Raw genomic sequence first — 19,635 nt, 5'->3', positions numbered from 1 at the left:
TCACGGCTGGCGTCAATCGGTAAAGCGGTTGTCGCGCGGAAAGCCGCGCGGCGCCATGGCCCCCGCCCCGGCCCGGGCCCCTTGCCATTGCGCCAGGTCGGTTTCCAGCCGGGTGCGCCCGGCCGGGTCTTTCCAGGACAGGCCATTGGCAAGGGTAAAGGTCGTGGCGTCCGACAGGCCGCCATCCTTGTATTTCTGCAAGCGCACGCCCTTGCCCTTGGCCATTTCCGGCAGTTCCGCCACCGGAAAGACCAGAAGCTTGCGGTTCTCGCCGACCACGGCGACGTGATCGCCGCTGACGCGGCGGCACAGCGCGGTCCTGACCCCTTCGCGGAAGGTCAGCACCTGTTTGCCCGCGCGGGTCTGCGCCACGACCTCCTCCGAAGGCACGACAAAGCCGTCGCCCGCGGTCGAGGCGACCAGCAGCTTTTCGCCGGCGCGCCAGATCAGCATATCGGTGATCTCGGCATCGTTGGGCAGGTCGATCATCAGGCGCACCGGTTCACCCATGCCGCGCCCGCCGGGCAGGTTGGCGCCCAGCAGCGTGTAGAACCGCCCGTTCGCCCCCACGACCAGAATCCGGTCGGTGGTTTCGGCATGGAAGATGAAGCGCCCCTCATCGCCATCCTTGAACTTCACATCGGTATCCAGCGGCTGATGCCCTTTCATCGCGCGGATCCAGCCCATGCGGGAACAGATCACGGTGATCGGCTCGCGCTCGATCATGGCTTCCAGCGGCACTTCCTCCACATCGGCCATGTCCGCAAAATCGGTGCGGCGCTTGCCGATGACGGTCGCCTTGCCGAACTGGCCCTGCACCTCGGCCAGATCGCGGCCGATCCGCGCCCATTGCAGCCCCGCATCGCCCATCAGCGCCAGCAGATCCTCACGCTCCGCGCGCAGCTCGTCGCGCTCCGCGATCAGCTCCAGCTCCTCCAGCTTGCGCAGGCTGCGCAGCCGCATGTTCAGGATCGCCTCGGCCTGCACCTCGGACAATTCGCCCTTGCCGGGCTTGGGCGGAACGTAATCCTCCTCCGACAGGGCGCGCTTGTGCTTCTTGCCCCAGACCTCGGCCATCAGGGCGGCCTTGGGGTCGGTGTCGTAGCGGATGATGTCGATCACCCGGTCGAGGTTCAGGAAGGTCAGGATGAACCCGTCGAGGATCTCCAGCCGGTGTTCGATCTTTTCGATCCGGTGGCGGGTGCGGCGGCCCAGAACATCGCGGCGATGATCGAGAAAGGCCCGCAGCACCTCTTTCAGCGAACAGACCTTGGGCACCTTGCCGTCGATCAGCACGTTCATGTTCAGGCTGAAGCGAATCTCCAGATCGGAGTTCTTGAACAGCATCCCCATCAGCATGTCGGGGTCGATCGTGCGGGCGCGCGGTTCCAGCACGATGCGCACATCCTCGGCGCTTTCGTCGCGCACATCGGCCAGCGCCGGCACCTTCTTGGTCTGGATCACCTCGGCCAGACGCTCGATCAGCTTGGATTTCTGCACCTGATAGGGGATCTCGGTGACGACGATCTGCCATTGACCGCGGCCCAGATCCTCCACCGACCAGCGCGACCGCAGACGAAAGGCGCCGCGGCCGGTGCGATAGGCCTCCAGAATGTTCTCGCGCGGCTCCACGATCACGCCGCCGGTCGGGAAATCGGGGCCGGGCACCAGCTTGACCAGTTCCTCGTCCGTGACCTCGGGATCCTGGATCATCGCCTGACAGGCGTCGATCAGTTCATGCAGGTTGTGCGGCGGGATATTCGTCGCCATGCCGACCGCGATCCCGCTGGAGCCATTGGCCAACAGGTTGGGAAACGCCGCCGGCATCACCACGGGTTCTTCCAGCGTGCCGTCGTAATTGGGGCGGAAATCGACCGCGTTCTCGGTCAGCCCCTCCATCAGCAATTCCGCGATATGGGTCAGCCGCGCCTCGGTGTAGCGGCTGGCGGCGGGGTTGTCGCCGTCGATATTGCCAAAATTCCCCTGCCCGTCCACCAGCGGGTAGCGCACCGCGAAGTCCTGAGCCAGACGCGCCATGGCGTCATAGATCGCGGCATCGCCATGCGGGTGATAGTTGCCCATCACATCGCCCGAGATCTTGGCCGATTTGCGGAAGCCCCCGGTCGGTGACAGCCGCAGCTCGCGCATCGCATACATGATGCGCCGATGCACCGGCTTCAGCCCGTCGCGCGCATCGGGCAGCGCGCGGTGCATGATGGTGGACAGCGCATAGGTCAGATAGCGCTCACCGATGGCACGGCGCAGCGGCTCCGAATGGGTTGCGGGCTCGATCTGGGGGACGGCGGGTTCTTCGGTCATGGATGTTGTGTAATCTCTGGTCCTGCGCCGGTCCAGCCGGATTTCCCGAAGCGGGGAATTCGGGAACCTTTTTCCACCTCGGCGGTTAAACTTTCGTGATAAAAGATCACAGTTTCGAGTGATTCAGGGCCTGTCATGATACGCATGCTGCTTCTTCTCTGTGCCGCCATCTTTGTGGTTCTCGCGCTCTGGGGCGGGGAGGATGCGCCGCGGCGCGTGGCCGCCACCCCCGCGGCCGCACCGGCCGCCGAGCCGATGGTCGTGCAGGCCAGCTATATCAGCGAGGCACCCGCCCCCACCGGCCCCGTCGTGCCGCTGGTCCTGCCGCTGGTGCGCAGCGACGCCGCGGTGGTCGAGGCGCTGAGCGACGCGCCTGCCCCTGCCGAGACCGAGGCCGAAATCCGCTACATCACCGCCAGCTCGGTGAATGTCCGCGAGGGGCCCTCGACCGAATTCCCGGTGGTCGGCAAGCTGAGCCGGGGGGAGGCCGCGCGCCTGCTCTGGACCGAGGAAAACGGTTGGGCGCGCATTATTCTTGAAGGCGACGGGATGACCGGCTTTGTCTCGGGCGACTTCCTGTCAGACAGCGCACCCTGATTGCACCCTCGCGGTTTTGCGCCTATCCCGACAGAAAACCGGAGCAGCCCATGACCGCCCCCCGCCACGTCCTGATCACCGGATGTTCCTCCGGCATCGGCCTCGATGCCGCCCGCACCCTGCATGCCCGGGGCTGGCGCGTCTTTGCCACCTGCCGGCAAGAGGCCGATTGCGACCGCCTGCGCGCCGAGGGACTGGAGAGCTTTCGCCTCGATTACGCCGATGAGGACAGCATCGCCACCGCCCTGGACGAGGCGCTGCACCGCAGCGGCGGCCGGCTTGAGGCGCTGTATAACAACGGCGCCTTTGCCTGCCCCGGCGCCGCCGAAGACCTGCCGCGCGGCGCCCTGCGCGAGATTTTCGAGGTCAACCTGTTCGGCTGCCACGACCTGACGCGCCGGGTGATCCCGGTCATGCGGGCGCAGGGCGGCGGCCGGATCGTCAATTGCTCCTCGGTGCTGGGGCTGGTCGGCATGCGCTGGCGCGCGGCCTATGTCAGTACGAAATTCGCGCTCGAGGGCCTGACCGATGTGCTGCGGGTCGAGATGCGGGGCACCGGCATCCATGTCTGCCTGCTGGAACCCGGCCCGATCCCGACCCGAATCCGCGAAAACTCCATCCCGCATTTCGAACGCTGGATCGACTGGGAAAATTCGGCCCGCGCCGCAGAATATCGCGCGCTGCTGCATCGTCTTTATGAACCCAAACAGGGGCCAGACCTGTTCGAACTGCCCTGTTCCGCCGTCACCGCCAAGCTGATCCACGCGCTTGAAAGCCCGCGCCCGCGCGGCCGCTATCACATCACCCGCGCGACACAGCTGATGGGTCTGGCGCGGCGCATCCTGCCCACCCCCGCGCTTGACTGGCTGATCGCGCGGGCCTGAAAAGGCAATTCCCTCTCGCCTTTCGTGGCCAAAGCGCTATGTCTCGGGCAGCTACAGGAAAGGGTGCCCATGCTCCTGCAAGATCCGCTGTTCCTCCTGGCCGCCCTGGCCTGCCTTGTCGTCGTCATCATCCTGACCATCGGCATCGGCGCCTTCGGCAAGGGGGGCGAATTCAACCGCCGCCACGCCAATCGCCTGATGCGTTATCGCATCATCGGGCAGGCGGTGGCGGTGATTCTGATCGTCATCTTCGCCTGGCTGCGCAGCAAGGGGGGGCAGTGATGGTTGTCCTGTCAAAGATCTATACCCGCACCGGTGACAAGGGCGATACCGCGCTTGGCAATGGCGCGCGCGTGCCCAAATTCTCCGCCCGGGTGACTGCCTATGGAACGGTGGACGAGGTGAACGCCACGCTTGGCCTTGCGCGGCTGCATGCCGAGGGCGATCTGGCCGCCGCGATCGCGCGCATCCAGAATGATCTCTTCGATCTGGGCGCCGACCTCTGCACCCCTGACCGCGACCAGGATGCAGAGGCCAAATACCCGCCCTTGCGCATGATTTCCGCGCAGGTGGACCGGCTGGAGGCTGAAATCGACGCCATGAACAGCCATCTCACGCCCCTGCGCAGCTTCATCCTGCCCGGCGGGTCGGCGCTGGCCGCCCATCTGCATCTGTCGCGCACCGTCGCCCGCCGCGCCGAACGCGAGACCGTGCACCTCGCCACGACCGAGGATGTGAACCCCGAGGCGATCAAGTATCTGAATCGCCTGTCGGATTGGCTGTTTGTCGCCAGCCGCATCGCCAACGATGCGGGCAAGGCGGATGTTCTCTGGGTTCCCGGGCTGACCCGGGACACATGACGCTGCGTTAATAACGCGGCGTCGCGACGCCGCGGCGCGTCGCTTTTGGATTGTTTTTGCACTCCCCCCCGGGCTAACAACGCAGCGGAGAGCTTGGACGGGCCCCTGACCGGGCCGAAACCTGGGAGATTGCCGCCGATGAAGGTATTGGTACCTGTCAAACGCGTGATTGACTACAACGTTAAGGTTCGCGTGAAGGCGGACGGTAGCGGTGTCGATCTTGCGAATGTGAAGATGTCGATGAACCCGTTTGACGAGATTGCGGTGGAAGAAGCGATCCGTCTGAAGGAAAAGGGTGTGGCGTCGGAGATCGTGGTTGTCTCGATCGGCGTGAAACAGGCGCAAGAGACGCTGCGGACGGCGCTTGCGATGGGTGCGGACCGTGCGATCCTGATCGAGGCTGCGTCGGACGTGCATACGGATATCGAACCCCTTGCGGTGGCGAAGCTTCTGGCGGCGGTGGTTGGGGCCGAGGCGCCCGGGCTGGTTCTGGCCGGCAAGCAGGCGATCGACAATGACATGAACGCGACCGGGCAGATGCTGTCGGCGCTGCTGGGCTGGTCCCAGGCGACCTTTGCCAGCGAGCTCTCGGTCGCGGGCGACAGCGCGACGGTGACGCGCGAGGTGGATGGCGGGCTTCAGACCATCACGGTGAAGCTGCCTGCGGTTGTGACGGTGGATCTGCGGCTGAACGAGCCGCGCTATGCCTCGCTTCCGAACATCATGAAGGCCAAGAAGAAGCCGCTGGAGGAGAAGACCGCCGCCGATTATGGCGTCGATGTCACCCCGCGTCTGACCGTAGTGAAGACCAGCGAGCCTGCCGGGCGGAAGGCGGGCGTGAAGGTCGCCTCGGTGGACGAGCTGATTGCGAAACTGAAAGACGAAGCGGGGGTTCTGTGATGGCTGTTCTCCTTCTGGCCGATGTGAATGGTGGTCAGCTTGCCACCGATTCGGTTGCGAAAACGTTGACGGCGGTGGCCGGTCTTGGCGAAATCCACGTCCTTGTGGCGGGTCAGGGCGGCGATGCGGCGGCGGCCGAAGCGGCGGGTCTTGCGGGTGTGAGCAAGGTTCTGTTCGCCGACGGGCACGATTATTGTCACGGCATGGCCGAGGCGACGGCGGCACTGGTTGTGGGTCTGGCCAGTAGCTACACCCATATCTGCGCCCCGGCGACGGCGGCGGCCAAGAATGTGCTGCCGCGTGTGGCGGCGCTTCTGGATGTGATGGTGCTGTCGGATGTGACGGCCGTTATCGATTCCGAAACCTTTGAACGGCCAATCTATGCCGGGAACGCGATCCAGACGGTGAAGTCGGGCGACAAGGTGAAGGTGTTCACCGTGCGCACGGCGGCCTTTGCGGCGGCGGGCACGGGCGGTGCGGCCGCGTTGGAAAAGGTGACCGGCGCGACGGCCGAGGGGCTGTCGTCCTGGGTGGAAGACAAGGTGGCGGCGTCGGACCGCCCGGAACTGACCTCGGCGAAGATCGTCGTGTCGGGCGGCCGTGGCGTGGGCTCCGAGGCCGACTTCGCGCTGATCGAGGCACTGGCCGACAAGCTGGGCGCCGCCGTCGGCGCGTCGCGCGCGGCGGTGGATTCGGGCTTTGCGCCGAATGACTGGCAGGTCGGCCAGACCGGCAAGGTCGTGGCCCCCGCGCTCTATGTCGCCATCGGCATTTCGGGCGCCATCCAGCACCTCGCCGGCATGAAGGACAGCAAGGTCATCGTCGCCATCAACAAGGACGAAGAGGCCCCCATCTTCCAGATCGCCGATTACGGCCTCGTGGCAGACCTCTTCCAGGCCGTCCCCGAGATGACCCAGAAGGTCTGAGCAAACAAAGACACCAGAAAAATCAGACCCGCGCCACCGCGCGGGTCTTTTCATTTCAACATCTGGCTCAGGGCCATTTGCAACCGTGCCGCAACCTCGGCATGCGCCGCACGACCGGGCAAGGACAGCGCTGCCGTGCGCTCCAGATCGGGAACCAGAAGCGCCTGCACCGGATCATCGGTGGCGATCACCTCCTGATAAGAACGCACCTGCGGACGCAGTTGCAGGATCATCTCCGCATCCACCAGCAGCGGATCGCGATGCAGATCAGCGGCCCGTCCGGCCCGCGGTGGCCGATGGCCCGCAAAATACAGCAGCACCGTCCGGTCCGGCGCAAGCGCCAGCAAAGCCGCCATCCGTCGCAACCAGACATTGCGCAGCTCGGTCGCCACCTCCTCGAACCGCTCAGCCGAGCTGCGCTGCAAGGCCTGCAACATATGGCGCGTAAAGCTGAAATCGGTGAAATCAACCTCGGGGAACAGCTGCCGCAAAGCCGCTGTGGCACCCAGAAATCGGTCATTCCGCCGCCGATGCACGCGGTAGAACCGGTTCGACAGATTCTGCGCGCCCATCACCTGAACGACCACAGCCTCTGCGCCCGCGACAATCCCGCGCAGCGCGCTATCCTCCAGAAACAGGTCGGGGCCGGCATTGACCGCGCCCAGATTGACCACCTGGCAACAGCCCTTCGCCTCCAACAGCGCCGGAAACGGCTCCGGCACGAATTTCCCATAGGTCTCGATCCCGCCGAGGACCGCGACATAGGGCTTTTCCAGATCGCGCGCCGGTCCGCGAAAGACCGCGCGCGACGCGCCATATCGACATGGCGCATAATCCAGGGCGACCCCGCCCTGATAGACATAGGCCATCATACCCACCCAATTTCATCTCACCCATGCCCAGCTTGCGCCCAACCCCTTTCCAAATCGCTAAATACGGCATTTCCCTCAAATTTCCGGTATTTGACACGGCGTTTTCCACCCTTGCGCTTTCGCCCCCGCGCCGCATACTCTGACGCGGACAGTGTGGAGAAAACGCATGGCAATCGAGACGGTGGGCGTCATCGGCGCAGGGCAGATGGGCAACGGCATCGCGCATGTCTTCGCGCTGGCGGGCTATGATGTGCTGCTGAACGACCTGAACGAAGACAGTCTCGTCAAGGCCATCGGCACCATCGACAAGAATCTGGAACGTCAGGTCAGCCGCGGCAAGATCAGCGCCGAAGAAAAGGCGACCGCGCTTGGCCGCATCCGCACCACGCTCAACCTGCCCGATCTCGGCCAGACCGATCTGGTGATCGAGGCCGCGACCGAGAACGAACCCGTCAAGCAGAAGATCTTTGACGCGCTGCTGCCGCATCTGAAACCGACAACGATCCTGACCTCCAACACCTCGTCGATCTCGATCACGCGGCTGGCCTCGCGCACCGACCGGCCGGAAAAGTTCATGGGTTTCCACTTCATGAACCCGGTGCCGGTGATGCAGTTGGTGGAACTGATCCGCGGCATCGCGACCGACCAGCCCACCTATGAGGCGCTGCATGAGGTGGTGCGCAATCTTGGCAAGACCGCCGCCAGCGCCGAAGATTTTCCGGCCTTCATCGTGAACCGCATCCTGATTCCGATGATCAACGAGGCGGTCTATACGCTGTATGAGGGCGTCGGTTCGGTGAAAAGCATCGACGAATCGATGAAGCTGGGCGCCAATCACCCGATGGGTCCGCTGGAGCTTGCGGATTTCATCGGGCTCGACACCTGTCTCGCGATCATGAATGTGCTGTATGACGGGCTGGCCGATACCAAATATCGCCCCTGCCCGCTGCTCACCAAATATGTCGAAGCCGGCTGGCTGGGCCGCAAGGCGGGCCGTGGCTTTTACGACTATCGCGGCGAAACCCCGGTGCCGACGCGCTGAGCCTCAGCGGCCAAGCGCGAGGGTGTGTTCCCGGATCCAGGCGAGGAAGCCACGCGGGTTGCCCTCCCATGGCTTCAGCGCCTCGGGCAGGATCGGCTCACCGATGAAGGGGCGCTGCGGCTTGAACAAGGCGCGCTTGATTTCATAAAGCAAAAGCCCCTGCCGCAGTGTCGCCGACAGCTTGTCCGCGATCTGATAGGCGCGGCTGTTCTGCCCGGTGAAGTGGATCGGCACCACCGTCGCGCCCGACCGCATGATCATCTTGTGGGTAAAGGGGTTCCATTCCGGCTCCACCGCCGGGCCGAACCACCCCTCGGCCACCGCGACCTTGCCGGCGGGGAACAGGATGATCAAGCCGCCCTGCTTCAGATGCGCCATGGTCTGATTCCGCATCTCCAACCCCAGTTCGCGCGCATTTTCCTCATGCGGGAACGGCACCGGGATCATGAATTCCTCGATCTCGGGGATGCCGGTCAGGAGCGAGCGGGTCAGGATCTTGAAATCGGGCCGCACCCGCGCGACCATTTCGGCCATGACCATGCCATCGACCAGCCCATGCGGATGGTTCGCCACCACCACCACCGGCCCGGTCGCGGGAATGCGCGCGATTTCGGCCGGCGGGGTCTGGATGTCGATCCCCATCGTGCGGATCGCCTTGGGCCAGAACGGCGCCCCGAACGGCGCACCCGATGCCTCGAACTGGCGGATCAGCCGCAGCAGCGTGACCTTGGCCGTCAGCCATTCGATCGCGCGAATGGTGCCGGCCTTGAAAGGGTTGGTAAAGGTGCCGGCATAAGACAGGCGCCGCATGTCATATTGGCGCTCGGGCACGGTGGCGGGTCTGTCGCTGGTCACGATCGGCGCCTTACTGATCTTCACCAAAGCGATTGGCCACCAGACGCTCCAGCGCGTCGGCCAGATCGGCGGCCTGGCTGCCCATGGTCGTGATGTCGATGAACGTCCCGCGCGACGCGCCCAACATGAGCAGCCCCATGATGGAATCGCCCGAGACCGTCATGCCGTCCTTGCTCACCTCGGCCTGGGCATCGAACCCCTCGACACATTCGACGAACTTGGCCGAGGCCCGCGCATGCAGGCCCTTTTCGTTGACGATCTTCAGTTGCCGGTTGGTCATTTCAGCTCTCCCTCGCCGGGCGGAACGTCGCCGCCCAGATCAAGGCTGTTGATATACTTGCGACCGGCGTCCAGTGCGAGGCCGACCGCTTCGGCCAGCGGAAGTTCGCGCGACTTGGTCAGTTTGATCAGCATGGGCAGGTTCGCCCCGTAAAGAATGCGGCGATTGCGCGCGGTGCAGGCCGGCAGCGACAGGTTGGAGGGCGAGCCGCCGAACATGTCGGTCACCACAACCACGCCCTCGCCCCGATCCACCGCATCGGCGGCGGCCGAGATCTCGGCCGATTTGCGGCCGCGATCGTGGTCATCCTCGATGGAAATCGCGCTCATCGCATCCTGCGGGCCCACGACATGCTCCACCGCGGCGAGGTATTCCTTCGCCAAACCGCCATGCGCAACGATCACAATCCCGATCAAGCCCAGATCACCCAGCTGCAATAGGCCGACCGGCGGTCAGCCTGCGTTCCAGTTCCCTGTGACGTTTTGACACCGACCAGCCGGCTTCTGCAAGCGCATTGCCCATGATTTCTGCGACAGCAACCGAGCGGTGTTGCCCGCCGGTGCATCCAAAGCCGATGGCAAGATGCGACTTGCCTTCGGCCAGATGCGCCGGAAGGAGAAAGAGCAAAAGCTCACGCAGCCTTTGCGAGAATTCCGGGAACCGGGAATCAGCCGTCACATAGGCCGCCACCGCCGCATCGCGCCCGTCGAGCGGTCGCAACTCAGCCACCCAATGCGGATTGTTCAGAAAGCGGCAGTCAAAGATCATGTCCAGCCCGCGCGGCACCCCCCGCTTGTAGCTGAAGCTCTGCACCGAAACCGCGAGCCCGGGCGCACCGTCATGGCCAAACCGGTCGCCCAATTCACGGCGCAGGTCATGCGGCGACATGTCGGTCGTGTCGATCAAGTGGTCGGCGCGCACGCGGATCGGCGCCAGAAGGTCGATTTCGCGCGCGATGCCATCGGCCGGCGTCTCGCCAGGCGCCAGCGGATGACGCCGCCGCGTCTCGCCATAGCGCCGGATCAGCTCGTTCACGCCGCAATCCAGAAACAACAGCGACAGATGCACGCGCTGGTCGCGGGTCAGCCGGTCCACCAGTTCGATCAGCGCGGTCGCGTTGAATTCACGGTTGCGCACATCGAGGCCAAGCGCGACGGGCCGGTCCAGCGGCGGACCGTCGATCAGCCGCGGCACCAGGCTTAGCGGCAGATTGTCGATCGCCTCGAAACCCAGATCCTCCAGGGCCTGAATGGCGGTGGAGCGACCAGCGCCCGAAGGCCCGGTGACCAGCACCAGTTCATGTTCGGCCGAGGGGTCACGGGCGGGGGGCATTGCATCCTTCATCGTCAAGCGGCGCGTCCGGCGCGCAGATATTGCAGCAGCGCAGGCGCAAGATGATGCGCATCCCGGCCAAGGACAAGGGGCAACGGGCATCCCAGCAGCACGATCTCGCGACGCGGGGGCAGGCGATCAGGCTCCGGACGGTCCAGATCCACGACAAGCGCGAGCGGCACCTCAGGCAGGTGATCGGCGCGCAACAGCCCGACCCCCCGCGCCTCGATCAAACCGGCGATCCGATCAGGGCAGCGGGCGTGCAGCGCGCGCCCGGCACGATGAAGCCACACCTGATCATCGGCCACGAGTTGCGCGCCAAGCGCCATCAGCCGCAGCGCCAGCCCCGACTTGCCCGCCCCCGACGCGCCGGTAATCAACAGCCCCCGCCCGTGCAGCGCCACGCAAGAGGCGTGATGCAGTTCCGGCGCCTCGGGGGCTGCGCTGACCACCGCTCAGACCGGCAGACCGACGACAAAGCGCGCGCCCAGCGGCTCCGACGTGATGTCGGCCTGGGTCGGACGGATGTTCTCGGCCCAGATCACGCCGCCATGCGCCTCGATGATCTGCTTGGAAATCGCAAGGCCGAGCCCGGAATGATTACCGAAATCGCCCTGTGGCCGCTCGGAATAGAAGCGCTTGAACACCTTGGTCAGCGCCTGTTCGGGGATGCCGGGGCCCGTATCCTCCACCACGACCAGCACGCGATTGTCGCGGCGCCGCGCCCAGACGCGCACGGCATCGCCCTCTTCGCAGAACGAGATCGCATTGGTGATGAGGTTCACGAAAACCTGCGCCAGCCGGCCTTCCAGCCCGCGGATCATGATCGGCTCCTGCGGCAGGTCGGTGATGAATTCCACCCCCTTCTCCCCCGCCTGCTGACCCAGATATTCGGTCAGATTGGCGATGGTTTTCAGCAGGTTGAACTCTTCTTCCTCCTCCTTCACCAATTCGCTGTCCAGACGTGAGGCGTTGGAGATATCGCTGACCAGACGGTCCAGCCGGCGCACGTCATGGTCGATCACCTCCAGCAGGCGGCTGCGTTGGTCGTCACGCTTGGCCAGATGCAGCGAGGCGACGGCAGAGCGCAGCGAGGCGAGCGGGTTCTTGATTTCATGCGACACGTCGGCGGCGAATTGTTCATTCGCGTCGATCCGGTCATAGAGCGCTGCCACCATGCCGCGCATGGCGACCGACAGGCGGCCGATCTCGTCGGGGCGGGCGGTCAGGTCGGGGATACGCACCCGGCCCGGTGCCATCTTGCGGGCGTCGCGGTCACGGCCCAGCTCCGCCGCGGCGGCCAGATCGGAAAGCGGGTTGGCAATGGTCGAGGCCAGCACGAGGCTGAGACCGATCGACACCAGCAATGCGATGACGAACATCTGCAATACCTGCTCGCGCTCATAGCGCACCAGGCGGTCGATCTCCCCCTCGGCCGAGGTCATGGCGACCACGCCGACCACCGCACCGCCGACATGGATCGGGGTCGCGACGGAAAACACCGTGCCCCCCTCGGGCGTGCGGTCGGTCGTCGCAGCCGTCTCGCCCGCCTGCGCGGCGGGCAGCAGATCACGCGCCAACAGCGCCGCGTCAGGCCCGTTACCGGGCGTTTCGCCGCCCGAAAGCAGACCCGAAACCCCCTCCCAGATCGCGTTCAGGAAATCGGTGATCAGGGTGGAGCGTTCGCGTTGCAGGCTGGGTCGGGCATTGCCGCGCCCTGCGGCAACCATCTGCCCCGTGGCATCATAGACCCGCAGTTCCACCCCCGGGCCAAGCGCTGCATGGTTCAGGATCGCCGGCGCATCGGTCATGCCTTCTGCCCCGGCCAGCCGCGCCTCGAAGATCCCGGCGACCAGCTCTGCCTCGGTCACCAGGCCCTGTTCACGCTGGATGACCAGGCTGTCGCGAAACGGGTTGAGAAACAGCACCCCGGCCACCATGACGACGATCGCCATCATGTTGAAGATCACGATCTTGCGCGCCAGCGGCGAATGGTTCAGCGCGACCAGACCGCGCCGCGACTTGCCCGCGCGCAATTCCTGTTCGGCCAGCGCCTCGGGGCTGACCCAATCCTCACCCAGCACCACCTCGCCCTTGCGGACGGGTTGGGCACCTTCGGTCCTGATGCGTTGCGCCAGGGTCATCGGGGGCACTTATTCTTCGTTGTAGCGATAGCCGATGCCATAAAGCGTTTCGATGGCCGAGAAATCGGGGTCGGCCGTCCGCATCTTCTTGCGCAACCGCTTGATATGGCTGTCGATCGTGCGATCATCGACATAGACCTGATCGTCATAGGCCACATCCATCAGCTGATCGCGGCTTTTCACGATGCCAGGGCGCTGCGCCAAGGCCTGCAACAGCAGGAATTCGGTCACGGTGAGCGAGACATCGGCGCCCTTCCAGGCCACGGCATGCCGCAGCGGATCCATCCGCAGATGGCCACGCTCCATGATCTTGGTTTCTTCGGTGACGGCGGTTTCGCCGGAAACCATCGCCTCCTGCCGGCGCAGCAGGGCGCGGATACGCTCCACCAGCAGGCGCTGGCTGAACGGCTTCTTGACGTAGTCGTCAGCGCCCATCCGCAGGCCCAGAACCTCGTCGATCTCGTCATCCTTCGAGGTCAGGAAGATCACCGGCATGCTGGTCTTTTGCCGCAGGCGTTGCAGCAGATCCATGCCATCCATCCGCGGCATCTTGATATCCAGCACCGCCATGTCGGGCAGGCGCCGGTTGAACGCATCAAGCGCCGACTGGCCGTCATTATAGGTGTCAACCTCGAAGCCTTCGGCCTCAAGAGTCATTGATACCGACGTCAGGATATTCCTGTCGTCGTCCACGAGGGCGATCCTGGACATGTCCTGCTTTTCCTGTGCTGCTCTTATTGTGCTTTTTTAGACATAGTCGGTTTTCCTCCTGCAAGAATCAACAGCAAACTGCGAATCACCCCCGCCCGCCGTTCCATGAGACGCAAAATTCCTCAAGGAATGGCTAATTTGTCTCACCTCGCGGGCCCGACAAAGGGGCCGCGCAAGATGATTGCGCTAAATGCCTCTCTGGTTGCGCTAACTGACAAAAAGGTCGCTATTCTTTCCCGAAAGCGACGTGGTATAGCGCCCGTGTCGGCTCCGTCGTCCGGAGCGCGACCGGTAGTCAACTGGCCCCGACTGCCGACTTGAACCGAAAGACGCCGCGCCAGACGCGGCACCGGAGAGCAAGCACATGACGCATGGACGCGTGAACCCCCGCCAAACCCTCGAAACCCAGGGCATCAGCGGACTGGGCAACGTCTATTACAACCTGATCGAACCGTCGCTGGTGGAGGCGGCGGTGCAGCGCGGCGAAGGGCGCCTCGGGCGCGGTGGCGCCTTCCTCTGCACGACCGGGCAATTTACCGGCCGCTCTCCCAAGGACAAGTTCGTGGTCCGCACCCCCGCGGTGGAAAACACGATCTGGTGGGAAAACAACGCCCCGATGGAGGCCGACGCCTTCGACCGGCTGCATGGCGACATGCTGGCCCATATGAAGGGCCGCGATTATTTCGTGCAGGATCTCTATGCCGGCGCCGATGCGGAACACCGCCTCGACGTGCGCGTGATCACGGAGCTGGCCTGGCACGGGCTGTTCATCCGCCACCTGCTGCGCCGCCCGGCCCGCGAGGAACTGGACAGCTTTGCCCCGGAATTCACCATCATCAACTGCCCCAGCTTCAAGGCCGATCCGGCCCGGCATGGCTGCCGCACGGAAACGGTGATCGCGCTCAATTTCGACAAGAAGCTGATCCTGATCGCCAATACCCAATATGCGGGCGAGAACAAGAAATCGGTCTTCACGCTGCTGAACTACATCCTGCCCGGCAAGGGCGTCATGGCGATGCACTGCTCGGCCAACCATGCCATCGGCAACCCGGCGGACGCCGCGGTGTTCTTCGGCCTGTCGGGCACCGGCAAGACCACGCTCTCGGCCGACCCGTCGCGCATCCTGATCGGCGATGACGAACATGGCTGGTCCGACAAGGGCATCTTCAACTTTGAAGGCGGCTGCTACGCCAAGACGATCAACCTGTCGGCCGAGGCCGAGCCGGAGATCTATGGCACCACCTCCAAATTCGGCACCGTGATCGAGAACATGGTCTACGATCCCGAGACGCTGGAGCTGGATTTCGACGATGCAAGCCTGACGCAGAACATGCGCTGCGCCTACCCGCTCGATTACATCTCCAATGCCTCGGAAAACGGGCTGGGCGGCGAGCCGAAGAATGTGATCATGCTGACCTGCGACGCCTTTGGCGTGCTGCCGCCGATCGCGCGGCTGAGCCCGGCGCAGGCGATGTATCACTTCCTGTCCGGCTTCACCTCCAAGACCCCGGGCACCGAGCGCGGCGTGACCGAGCCGACGCCGACCTTCTCCACCTGCTTTGGCGCGCCCTTCATGCCGCGCCGCCCCGAGGTCTATGGCAAGCTGTTGCAGGAAAAGATCGCCGCGACCGGCGCCGAATGCTGGCTGGTGAATACCGGCTGGACCGGCGGCAAGCATGGCGTGGGCAAGCGGATGCCGATCAAGGCGACCCGCGCGCTGCTGACCGCCGCCCTGGACGGGTCGCTGTCGAAGGTCGAGTTCCGCAAGGATCCGAATTTCGGCTTTGAAGTGCCGGTTTCGGTGCCGGGCGTCGATGCGACCCTGCTGAACCCGCGCGACACCTGGGCCGACAAGGCCGCCTATGACGCGCAGGCACAAAAGCTGGTCACCATGTTCGCCGACAATTTCGGCCAATATGTGCCCTTCATCGACGCCGATGTGAAGGCCGCCGCGATCGGCTGAGCCGCAGCGGGGGTTCTGCCGCCAGAGGCCCGGAATATTTGGAACTGAAGAAAGGCCCCGGCATTGTCCGGGGCCTTTTGCCTATGGGGAAGACAGGAGAATCCATTGACAGGACATAATCTTGTAGGTTGACGGCGCGAAATTGAATTTTTCTTGCGCTGCAACTGCGAAGGGATTACCAATCTCGCAACCGCAGAATTCGAGGAATCGCCATGCCGCATGATGGACAGACCGCGCCCGCTTCGCCCGTTTTGCCGGACCTCACCGCCCTTACCGCCGCCGCCCTGCCCGAAGTCGAGGCGCTGTTCGTTGCCGGGCGCGAGGCGCTGCGCGCGCGGGTCTCGACCAATGGCAAGATCTCCGGCGCCGCACTGGAGACCGAGCAATATGCTGCCCATGCGCTGAGCTGGCTGGCAACCTATACCGAGGCGCTGCGCCAACTGAACGCCTGGGCCGGTCGGCTGGCCGAACAGGGCAATCTGGGCGCGATGGAGGCGCTGATCCTTCAGATCGGCTTTGGCGAATATCTGGCGCAGATCGCCGGCGGCATCCCGATGTCGCAGAACGAAACTGCGCGCCTTGCGGATCTTGACCAGAGCTGGACCCCCGGCCCCGCCGCCGCCACGCTGATTGCACAGGGCAACAGCCCCGCCGCGCGTGCAGCGCTCGTGGCACTGATGCGGGATAATCACGGCCGCGCGACCTTTGGCGCCACCGGGCTCGACGAAGAGCTGGAGATGATCCGCGACCAGTTCCGCCGCTTTGCCGATGAGCGGGTAATCCCCTTCGCGCATGACTGGCACCTGAAGGACGAGCTGATCCCGATGGAGATCATCGAGTCGCTGTCGGAAATGGGCGTGTTCGGCCTGACCATCCCCGAGGAATTCGGTGGCTTCGGCCTGTCCAAAGCCTCGATGGTGGTGGTGAGCGAGGAGCTGTCGCGCGGCTATATCGGCGTCGGCAGCCTGGGCACCCGCAGCGAGATCGCCGCGGAACTGATCCTGTGCGGCGGCACGCCCGAGCAAAAGGCCGAATGGCTGCCCAAGCTGGCCAGCGGCGAGATCCTTCCGACCGCCGTCTTCACCGAGCCGAATACCGGCTCCGATCTAGGCAGCCTGCGCACCCGCGCGGTCAAGGTCGGCGACGATTGGGAGGTGACGGGCAACAAGACCTGGATCACCCATGCCGCGCGGACCCATGTCATGACGCTGCTGGCGCGCACCGACCCCGACACGACAGACTGGCGCGGCCTGTCGATGTTCCTGGCCGAAAAGACCCCGGGCACCGATGAGGTTCCCTTCCCGACCCCCGGCATGACCGGCGGCGAGATCGAGGTGCTGGGCTATCGCGGCATGAAGGAATACGAACTGGGCTTTGACGGGTTCAAGGTGAAGGGCGCCAACCTGCTGGGCGGCGTCGCCGGTCAGGGCTTCAAACAGCTGATGCAGACCTTTGAAAGCGCCCGCATCCAGACCGGCGCCCGCGCCATCGGCGTGGCGCAATCGGCGCTGGAAACCGGCATGGGCTATGCCGAGGATCGCAAGCAATTCGGCAAATCGCTGATCGAATTTCCGCGCATCGCCTCCAAGCTGGCGATGATGGCGGTGGAGATCATGATCGCGCGCCAGCTGACCTATTTCAGCGCCTGGCAAAAGGATCATGACAAGCGCTGTGATCTGGAGGCCGGCATGGCCAAGCTGCTGGGCGCCCGCGTCGCCTGGGCCTGCGCCGACAACGCGCTGCAAATCCATGGCGGCAACGGCTTTGCGCTGGAATATCGCATCAGCCGCATCCTCTGCGACGCCCGCATTCTCAATATCTTTGAGGGGGCGGCCGAAATTCAGGCGCAGGTCATCGCCCGCCGCCTGCTGGACTGACCCCTGTTGAGAGCGGTCTGCCGGATGGCCCCCGGCAGACCTCAGGCCCCGCCCCGGGATGGCCGCGCCACCCCGAGGCGGGGATGCAATCGCCCCGCCACCACGAATGCCGCGACAAAGCCCAGGCCGCTCGCCAGAAACACCGCGGCGATCGGCGCGACCAGCAGCACGCTCCAGGCGACGCCGGGGGTGAGAATGCCCGACACGTCGCGAAAACTCGAATAGACCGCCGCCATCTCCACCCGTTCCGACGGCTTGACCGACATCATGAAGGGCAGCCCGCCCGCAGTATCAAGCATGATCAGCCCGACCGAGGCCAGCATCAGGCAGGCGACGGTCAGCCAGGGCAGGGCTGACAGCGCGGCGGCGGCGCAAAACAGCACCATGCACCAGGCCATCGCCCCGCGCACCACGCGCCGCACCGAATGGCGATAGACCAGCCGCAACAGGACGGGCGTCAGGAACAGTGTCGCATTCGACACCGACAGGGCAAAGCCCCCCACCTTGTCGCCCAACCCGGCCTCGATGCAAAAGATCGGCAGGTAGACGATATAGACCCACCAGCCGCAGCTGCGCACCACCGCGAACATCCAGCCCGCGATCAGCCGGGGCTGGCGCAGGAAACGCCCCAGATAGGCCAGCGGGTTGATCGCGGGGCCGCGCGCGCGCTGGATCTGCTTGCCATTGCCCAGCCGCAGCACCCAGAAGGTTGTCAGCAGCAGCAGCGCGAACAGCGCCGCGACGACAAAGGGCAACGGCGCCCAGAGGCCGCGCAACCAGACCCCGGTCATCGGCCCGATCGCCCAGGGTGCAGCGGCGTAAAACATCTGGAGGCTCTGCGTGCGGCCCAGATCGGCGCGGGCGACATAATCCAGCACATAGGCGTTGAAACAGACAAAGCAGGTCGCCGTCGCCAGCACCATCGACAGCAGCGCGACCGGCATCAGCAGCGGCGGGCCGAACCAGGCCAGCGCCATCGCCAGCAGATAAAGGCAGCAACCCAGCGTATACATCCAGCGGCGCGGGATATAGCGGGTCAGCCAGGGCACCAGCAAACCCCAGCAGAGCGAGGCCAACCCGACCAGGAAATAGACCTGGCTGACCGTCGCCGCATCGCGCAGCGCGTCATACATGGTCAGTGGCATGACCGAGATCAGCACGCCGCGCACTGCGGCCTCCAATCCGGCAAGCGTCGCAAAGGACTGGATCCTCGGCGTAGGCGAATGCTGCAAGAACAGCGGTATGTATCTGGTGGCCATCAGCGTCTCCGCCCGCATTTGGCGACAAGTCACGCCGCCGGTCTGCGTCAGGATCGACATTTCATGTCGGTTCGGGTCGATCCCGCCGGTTCAGCCGGTCGATCAGCCGCGCCCGCGCCTCGGGCAGCGGCAGGCCCGGATCCAGCTGCGCCAGTTCCCGCCCGAGGAAATGCCCGGTAATCGCAAGGCCCTCGCGCAGTTCCTGCCCCGTCAGCGGACCCTGTCCCAGCATCCCTTGCGGCAAGGGAAACAGCCGCGCGGCCCAGTCGCCCGCGCCCTGCCGGCTGACCGCCCGCCCGGTTTTCGGGCTGACAAAGGCCAGATCGTCACGCGCCCCCGTCACCGCGCAGCGCGACAGATCCAGCCCGAAGCCCAGATCCTCCAGCAGCGCCAGTTCCCATCGCAGATAGTCGGGCGGCCAGTCCGCCCCCTCCATCCCCGCCAGAAGCGCCTGCGTGCGTCGGTAAAGGTCTGGATGTGCCTCCCGCTCCGCCAGGGCGAAGCGCAGCATGGCGCAGACCGCGTTCAAGCCGGCCAAAGCCAGCGGATCGCCCATCAATACCGCGCGGCTGCGCAGGGGTTCGACGGTGAAGACGCCCAGATGATCGTCCAGCCGCGCCCGCCAGGCCACTGCAACCTGGCTGCCCGGTTGCAGCACAGCCGCCACCTTGCGCGAGGCGCCGCCCCGCACCACGCCCGCATGGCGCCCGTGCAGCGCCGTGAATACCTCGATGATTGCCGATGTCTCGCCGAACGGGCGCGAGGCGATCAGCGTGCCTTCATCCGTCCACTCCATGCCGCACTATCCGATGAC

21 protein-coding genes are annotated in these 19,635 nt (G+C 64.9%); 9 read left to right on the top strand and 12 right to left on the bottom strand.

All coding sequences use genetic code 11. From position 1 onward, the window contains the following. Positions 1-12 precede the first annotated feature (12 nt). Both parC and FOA17_RS19695 read right to left on the bottom strand, forming a co-directional pair. Positions 13-2,319 (bottom strand): DNA topoisomerase IV subunit A, encoded by a 2,307-nt coding sequence (parC, locus tag FOA17_RS03855; RefSeq protein ID WP_149140163.1) that lies wholly within the window; start codon positions 2,317-2,319, stop codon positions 13-15. Beyond that, a complete protein-coding gene (locus FOA17_RS19695) occupies positions 2,316-2,465 on the bottom strand; it encodes a hypothetical protein (protein ID WP_162528162.1) in 150 nt (49 codons plus the stop codon). The genes parC and FOA17_RS19695 overlap by 4 nt, the downstream gene beginning before the upstream one ends. Between FOA17_RS19695 and FOA17_RS03850 the strand changes: the two genes are divergently transcribed. The 6 genes from FOA17_RS03850 to FOA17_RS03825 all read left to right on the top strand — a co-directional run bounded on the left by FOA17_RS03850 (position 2,464) and on the right by FOA17_RS03825 (position 6,486). Continuing rightward, entirely contained in the window at positions 2,464-2,916 is a 453-nt protein-coding gene (locus tag FOA17_RS03850) for an SH3 domain-containing protein (protein ID WP_162528161.1), read from the top strand. The genes FOA17_RS19695 and FOA17_RS03850 overlap by 2 nt on opposite strands. Before the next feature lie 50 nt (positions 2,917-2,966). Further along, positions 2,967-3,800: an SDR family NAD(P)-dependent oxidoreductase gene (locus tag FOA17_RS03845; protein ID WP_149140161.1), complete on the top strand. Its 834-nt coding sequence runs from the start codon at positions 2,967-2,969 to the stop codon at positions 3,798-3,800. Between the two features lie 69 nt (positions 3,801-3,869). After that, positions 3,870-4,082 carry a twin transmembrane helix small protein gene (locus FOA17_RS03840; RefSeq protein WP_149140160.1) on the top strand — a complete coding sequence of 71 codons (213 nt, stop codon included), beginning with the start codon at positions 3,870-3,872 and terminating at the stop codon, positions 4,080-4,082. Continuing rightward, positions 4,082-4,660 (top strand): cob(I)yrinic acid a,c-diamide adenosyltransferase, encoded by a 579-nt coding sequence (locus tag FOA17_RS03835; protein WP_149140159.1) that lies wholly within the window; start codon positions 4,082-4,084, stop codon positions 4,658-4,660. Before FOA17_RS03840 ends, FOA17_RS03835 begins: the two co-directional genes overlap by 1 nt. A gap of 138 nt (positions 4,661-4,798) precedes the next feature. After that, positions 4,799-5,560: an electron transfer flavoprotein subunit beta/FixA family protein gene (locus FOA17_RS03830; protein WP_149140158.1), complete on the top strand. Its 762-nt coding sequence runs from the start codon at positions 4,799-4,801 to the stop codon at positions 5,558-5,560. Beyond that, on the top strand, positions 5,560-6,486 hold the full coding sequence (locus FOA17_RS03825; protein ID WP_149140157.1) for an electron transfer flavoprotein subunit alpha/FixB family protein: 927 nt from the start codon (positions 5,560-5,562) through the stop codon (positions 6,484-6,486). The genes FOA17_RS03830 and FOA17_RS03825 overlap by 1 nt, the downstream gene beginning before the upstream one ends. Positions 6,487-6,536: 50 nt before the next feature. On the opposite strand, the gene FOA17_RS03820 is transcribed toward FOA17_RS03825, so the two are convergent. Next, positions 6,537-7,355: a DUF6473 family protein gene (locus FOA17_RS03820; RefSeq protein WP_149140626.1), complete on the bottom strand. Its 819-nt coding sequence runs from the start codon at positions 7,353-7,355 to the stop codon at positions 6,537-6,539. A 169-nt stretch (positions 7,356-7,524) separates the two neighbouring features. On the opposite strand from FOA17_RS03820, the gene FOA17_RS03815 reads away from it, so the two are divergent. Then, complete coding sequence (locus FOA17_RS03815) at positions 7,525-8,400, top strand: 3-hydroxybutyryl-CoA dehydrogenase (protein ID WP_149140156.1); 876 nt, start codon at positions 7,525-7,527, stop codon at positions 8,398-8,400. Positions 8,401-8,403: 3 nt separating this feature from the next. Here FOA17_RS03815 and FOA17_RS03810 read toward each other — a convergent pair whose 3' ends face one another. Genes FOA17_RS03810 through FOA17_RS03780 form a run of 7 tightly spaced genes read right to left on the bottom strand, consistent with a single transcriptional unit; the run spans position 8,404 to position 13,722 of the window. Then, positions 8,404-9,255: a lysophospholipid acyltransferase family protein gene (locus tag FOA17_RS03810; protein ID WP_420841680.1), complete on the bottom strand. Its 852-nt coding sequence runs from the start codon at positions 9,253-9,255 to the stop codon at positions 8,404-8,406. A gap of 10 nt (positions 9,256-9,265) precedes the next feature. Next, a complete protein-coding gene (locus FOA17_RS03805) occupies positions 9,266-9,535 on the bottom strand; it encodes an HPr family phosphocarrier protein (RefSeq protein WP_149140155.1) in 270 nt (89 codons plus the stop codon). Beyond that, complete coding sequence (locus FOA17_RS03800; protein WP_149140154.1) at positions 9,532-9,951, bottom strand: PTS sugar transporter subunit IIA; 420 nt, start codon at positions 9,949-9,951, stop codon at positions 9,532-9,534. Before FOA17_RS03800 ends, FOA17_RS03805 begins: the two co-directional genes overlap by 4 nt. Before the next feature lie 7 nt (positions 9,952-9,958). Continuing rightward, positions 9,959-10,867, bottom strand: coding sequence for an RNase adapter RapZ (gene rapZ / locus FOA17_RS03795; protein WP_149140153.1), 909 nt, complete (start codon positions 10,865-10,867; stop codon positions 9,959-9,961). 14 nt (positions 10,868-10,881) lie between these two features. Further along, positions 10,882-11,319, bottom strand: a complete 438-nt coding sequence (locus FOA17_RS03790) for an HPr kinase/phosphorylase (protein WP_203232262.1) — start codon at positions 11,317-11,319, stop codon at positions 10,882-10,884. 3 nt (positions 11,320-11,322) lie between these two features. Beyond that, positions 11,323-13,011 carry a sensor histidine kinase gene (locus FOA17_RS03785; RefSeq protein ID WP_149140152.1) on the bottom strand — a complete coding sequence of 563 codons (1,689 nt, stop codon included), beginning with the start codon at positions 13,009-13,011 and terminating at the stop codon, positions 11,323-11,325. 9 nt (positions 13,012-13,020) lie between these two features. Further along, entirely contained in the window at positions 13,021-13,722 is a 702-nt protein-coding gene (locus FOA17_RS03780) for a response regulator transcription factor (protein WP_149140151.1), read from the bottom strand. Between the two features lie 364 nt (positions 13,723-14,086). Between FOA17_RS03780 and FOA17_RS03775 the strand changes: the two genes are divergently transcribed. After that, on the top strand, positions 14,087-15,685 hold the full coding sequence (locus FOA17_RS03775; RefSeq protein WP_149140150.1) for a phosphoenolpyruvate carboxykinase: 1,599 nt from the start codon (positions 14,087-14,089) through the stop codon (positions 15,683-15,685). A 212-nt stretch (positions 15,686-15,897) separates the two neighbouring features. After that, positions 15,898-17,562: an acyl-CoA dehydrogenase family protein gene (locus FOA17_RS03770; protein WP_149140149.1), complete on the top strand. Its 1,665-nt coding sequence runs from the start codon at positions 15,898-15,900 to the stop codon at positions 17,560-17,562. Between the two features lie 41 nt (positions 17,563-17,603). Here FOA17_RS03770 and FOA17_RS03765 read toward each other — a convergent pair whose 3' ends face one another. Both FOA17_RS03765 and recO read right to left on the bottom strand, forming a co-directional pair. Next, the gene (locus tag FOA17_RS03765; RefSeq protein ID WP_149140148.1) at positions 17,604-18,821 is read right to left on the bottom strand and encodes an MFS transporter; all 1,218 of its coding nucleotides are present in this window, start codon (positions 18,819-18,821) and stop codon (positions 17,604-17,606) included. 61 nt (positions 18,822-18,882) lie between these two features. Beyond that, positions 18,883-19,617, bottom strand: coding sequence for a DNA repair protein RecO (recO, locus tag FOA17_RS03760; protein ID WP_149140147.1), 735 nt, complete (start codon positions 19,615-19,617; stop codon positions 18,883-18,885). Positions 19,618-19,635: the final 18 nt, after the last annotated feature.

Origin of the sequence: Gemmobacter caeruleus, assembly GCF_008271655.1 — a bacterium.
In the GTDB taxonomy this organism is placed as follows: domain Bacteria; phylum Pseudomonadota; class Alphaproteobacteria; order Rhodobacterales; family Rhodobacteraceae; genus Gemmobacter; species Gemmobacter caeruleus.
This window is presented reverse-complemented; position numbering and strand designations above follow the sequence as displayed.

Bases quoted from the DNA above. Each gene is read 5' to 3' on its own strand.
- FOA17_RS03825 (WP_149140157.1), top strand. From the start codon at position 5,560: ATGGCTGTTCTCCTTCTGGCCGATGTGAATGGTGGTCAGCTTGCCACC.
- parC (WP_149140163.1), bottom strand. From the start codon at position 2,319: ATGACCGAAGAACCCGCCGTCCCCCAGATCGAGCCCGCAACCCATTCG.
- rapZ (WP_149140153.1), bottom strand. From the start codon at position 10,867: ATGCCCCCCGCCCGTGACCCCTCGGCCGAACATGAACTGGTGCTGGTC.
- FOA17_RS03775 (WP_149140150.1), top strand. From the start codon at position 14,087: ATGACGCATGGACGCGTGAACCCCCGCCAAACCCTCGAAACCCAGGGC.
- FOA17_RS03845 (WP_149140161.1), top strand. From the start codon at position 2,967: ATGACCGCCCCCCGCCACGTCCTGATCACCGGATGTTCCTCCGGCATC.
- FOA17_RS03770 (WP_149140149.1), top strand. From the start codon at position 15,898: ATGCCGCATGATGGACAGACCGCGCCCGCTTCGCCCGTTTTGCCGGAC.
- FOA17_RS03830 (WP_149140158.1), top strand. From the start codon at position 4,799: ATGAAGGTATTGGTACCTGTCAAACGCGTGATTGACTACAACGTTAAG.
- FOA17_RS19695 (WP_162528162.1), bottom strand. From the start codon at position 2,465: ATGCGTATCATGACAGGCCCTGAATCACTCGAAACTGTGATCTTTTAT.
- FOA17_RS03840 (WP_149140160.1), top strand. From the start codon at position 3,870: ATGCTCCTGCAAGATCCGCTGTTCCTCCTGGCCGCCCTGGCCTGCCTT.
- FOA17_RS03850 (WP_162528161.1), top strand. From the start codon at position 2,464: ATGCTGCTTCTTCTCTGTGCCGCCATCTTTGTGGTTCTCGCGCTCTGG.
- FOA17_RS03835 (WP_149140159.1), top strand. From the start codon at position 4,082: ATGGTTGTCCTGTCAAAGATCTATACCCGCACCGGTGACAAGGGCGAT.
- recO (WP_149140147.1), bottom strand. From the start codon at position 19,617: ATGGAGTGGACGGATGAAGGCACGCTGATCGCCTCGCGCCCGTTCGGC.
- FOA17_RS03765 (WP_149140148.1), bottom strand. From the start codon at position 18,821: ATGGCCACCAGATACATACCGCTGTTCTTGCAGCATTCGCCTACGCCG.
- FOA17_RS03785 (WP_149140152.1), bottom strand. From the start codon at position 13,011: ATGACCCTGGCGCAACGCATCAGGACCGAAGGTGCCCAACCCGTCCGC.
- FOA17_RS03805 (WP_149140155.1), bottom strand. From the start codon at position 9,535: ATGACCAACCGGCAACTGAAGATCGTCAACGAAAAGGGCCTGCATGCG.
- FOA17_RS03780 (WP_149140151.1), bottom strand. From the start codon at position 13,722: ATGTCCAGGATCGCCCTCGTGGACGACGACAGGAATATCCTGACGTCG.
- FOA17_RS03820 (WP_149140626.1), bottom strand. From the start codon at position 7,355: ATGGCCTATGTCTATCAGGGCGGGGTCGCCCTGGATTATGCGCCATGT.
- FOA17_RS03815 (WP_149140156.1), top strand. From the start codon at position 7,525: ATGGCAATCGAGACGGTGGGCGTCATCGGCGCAGGGCAGATGGGCAAC.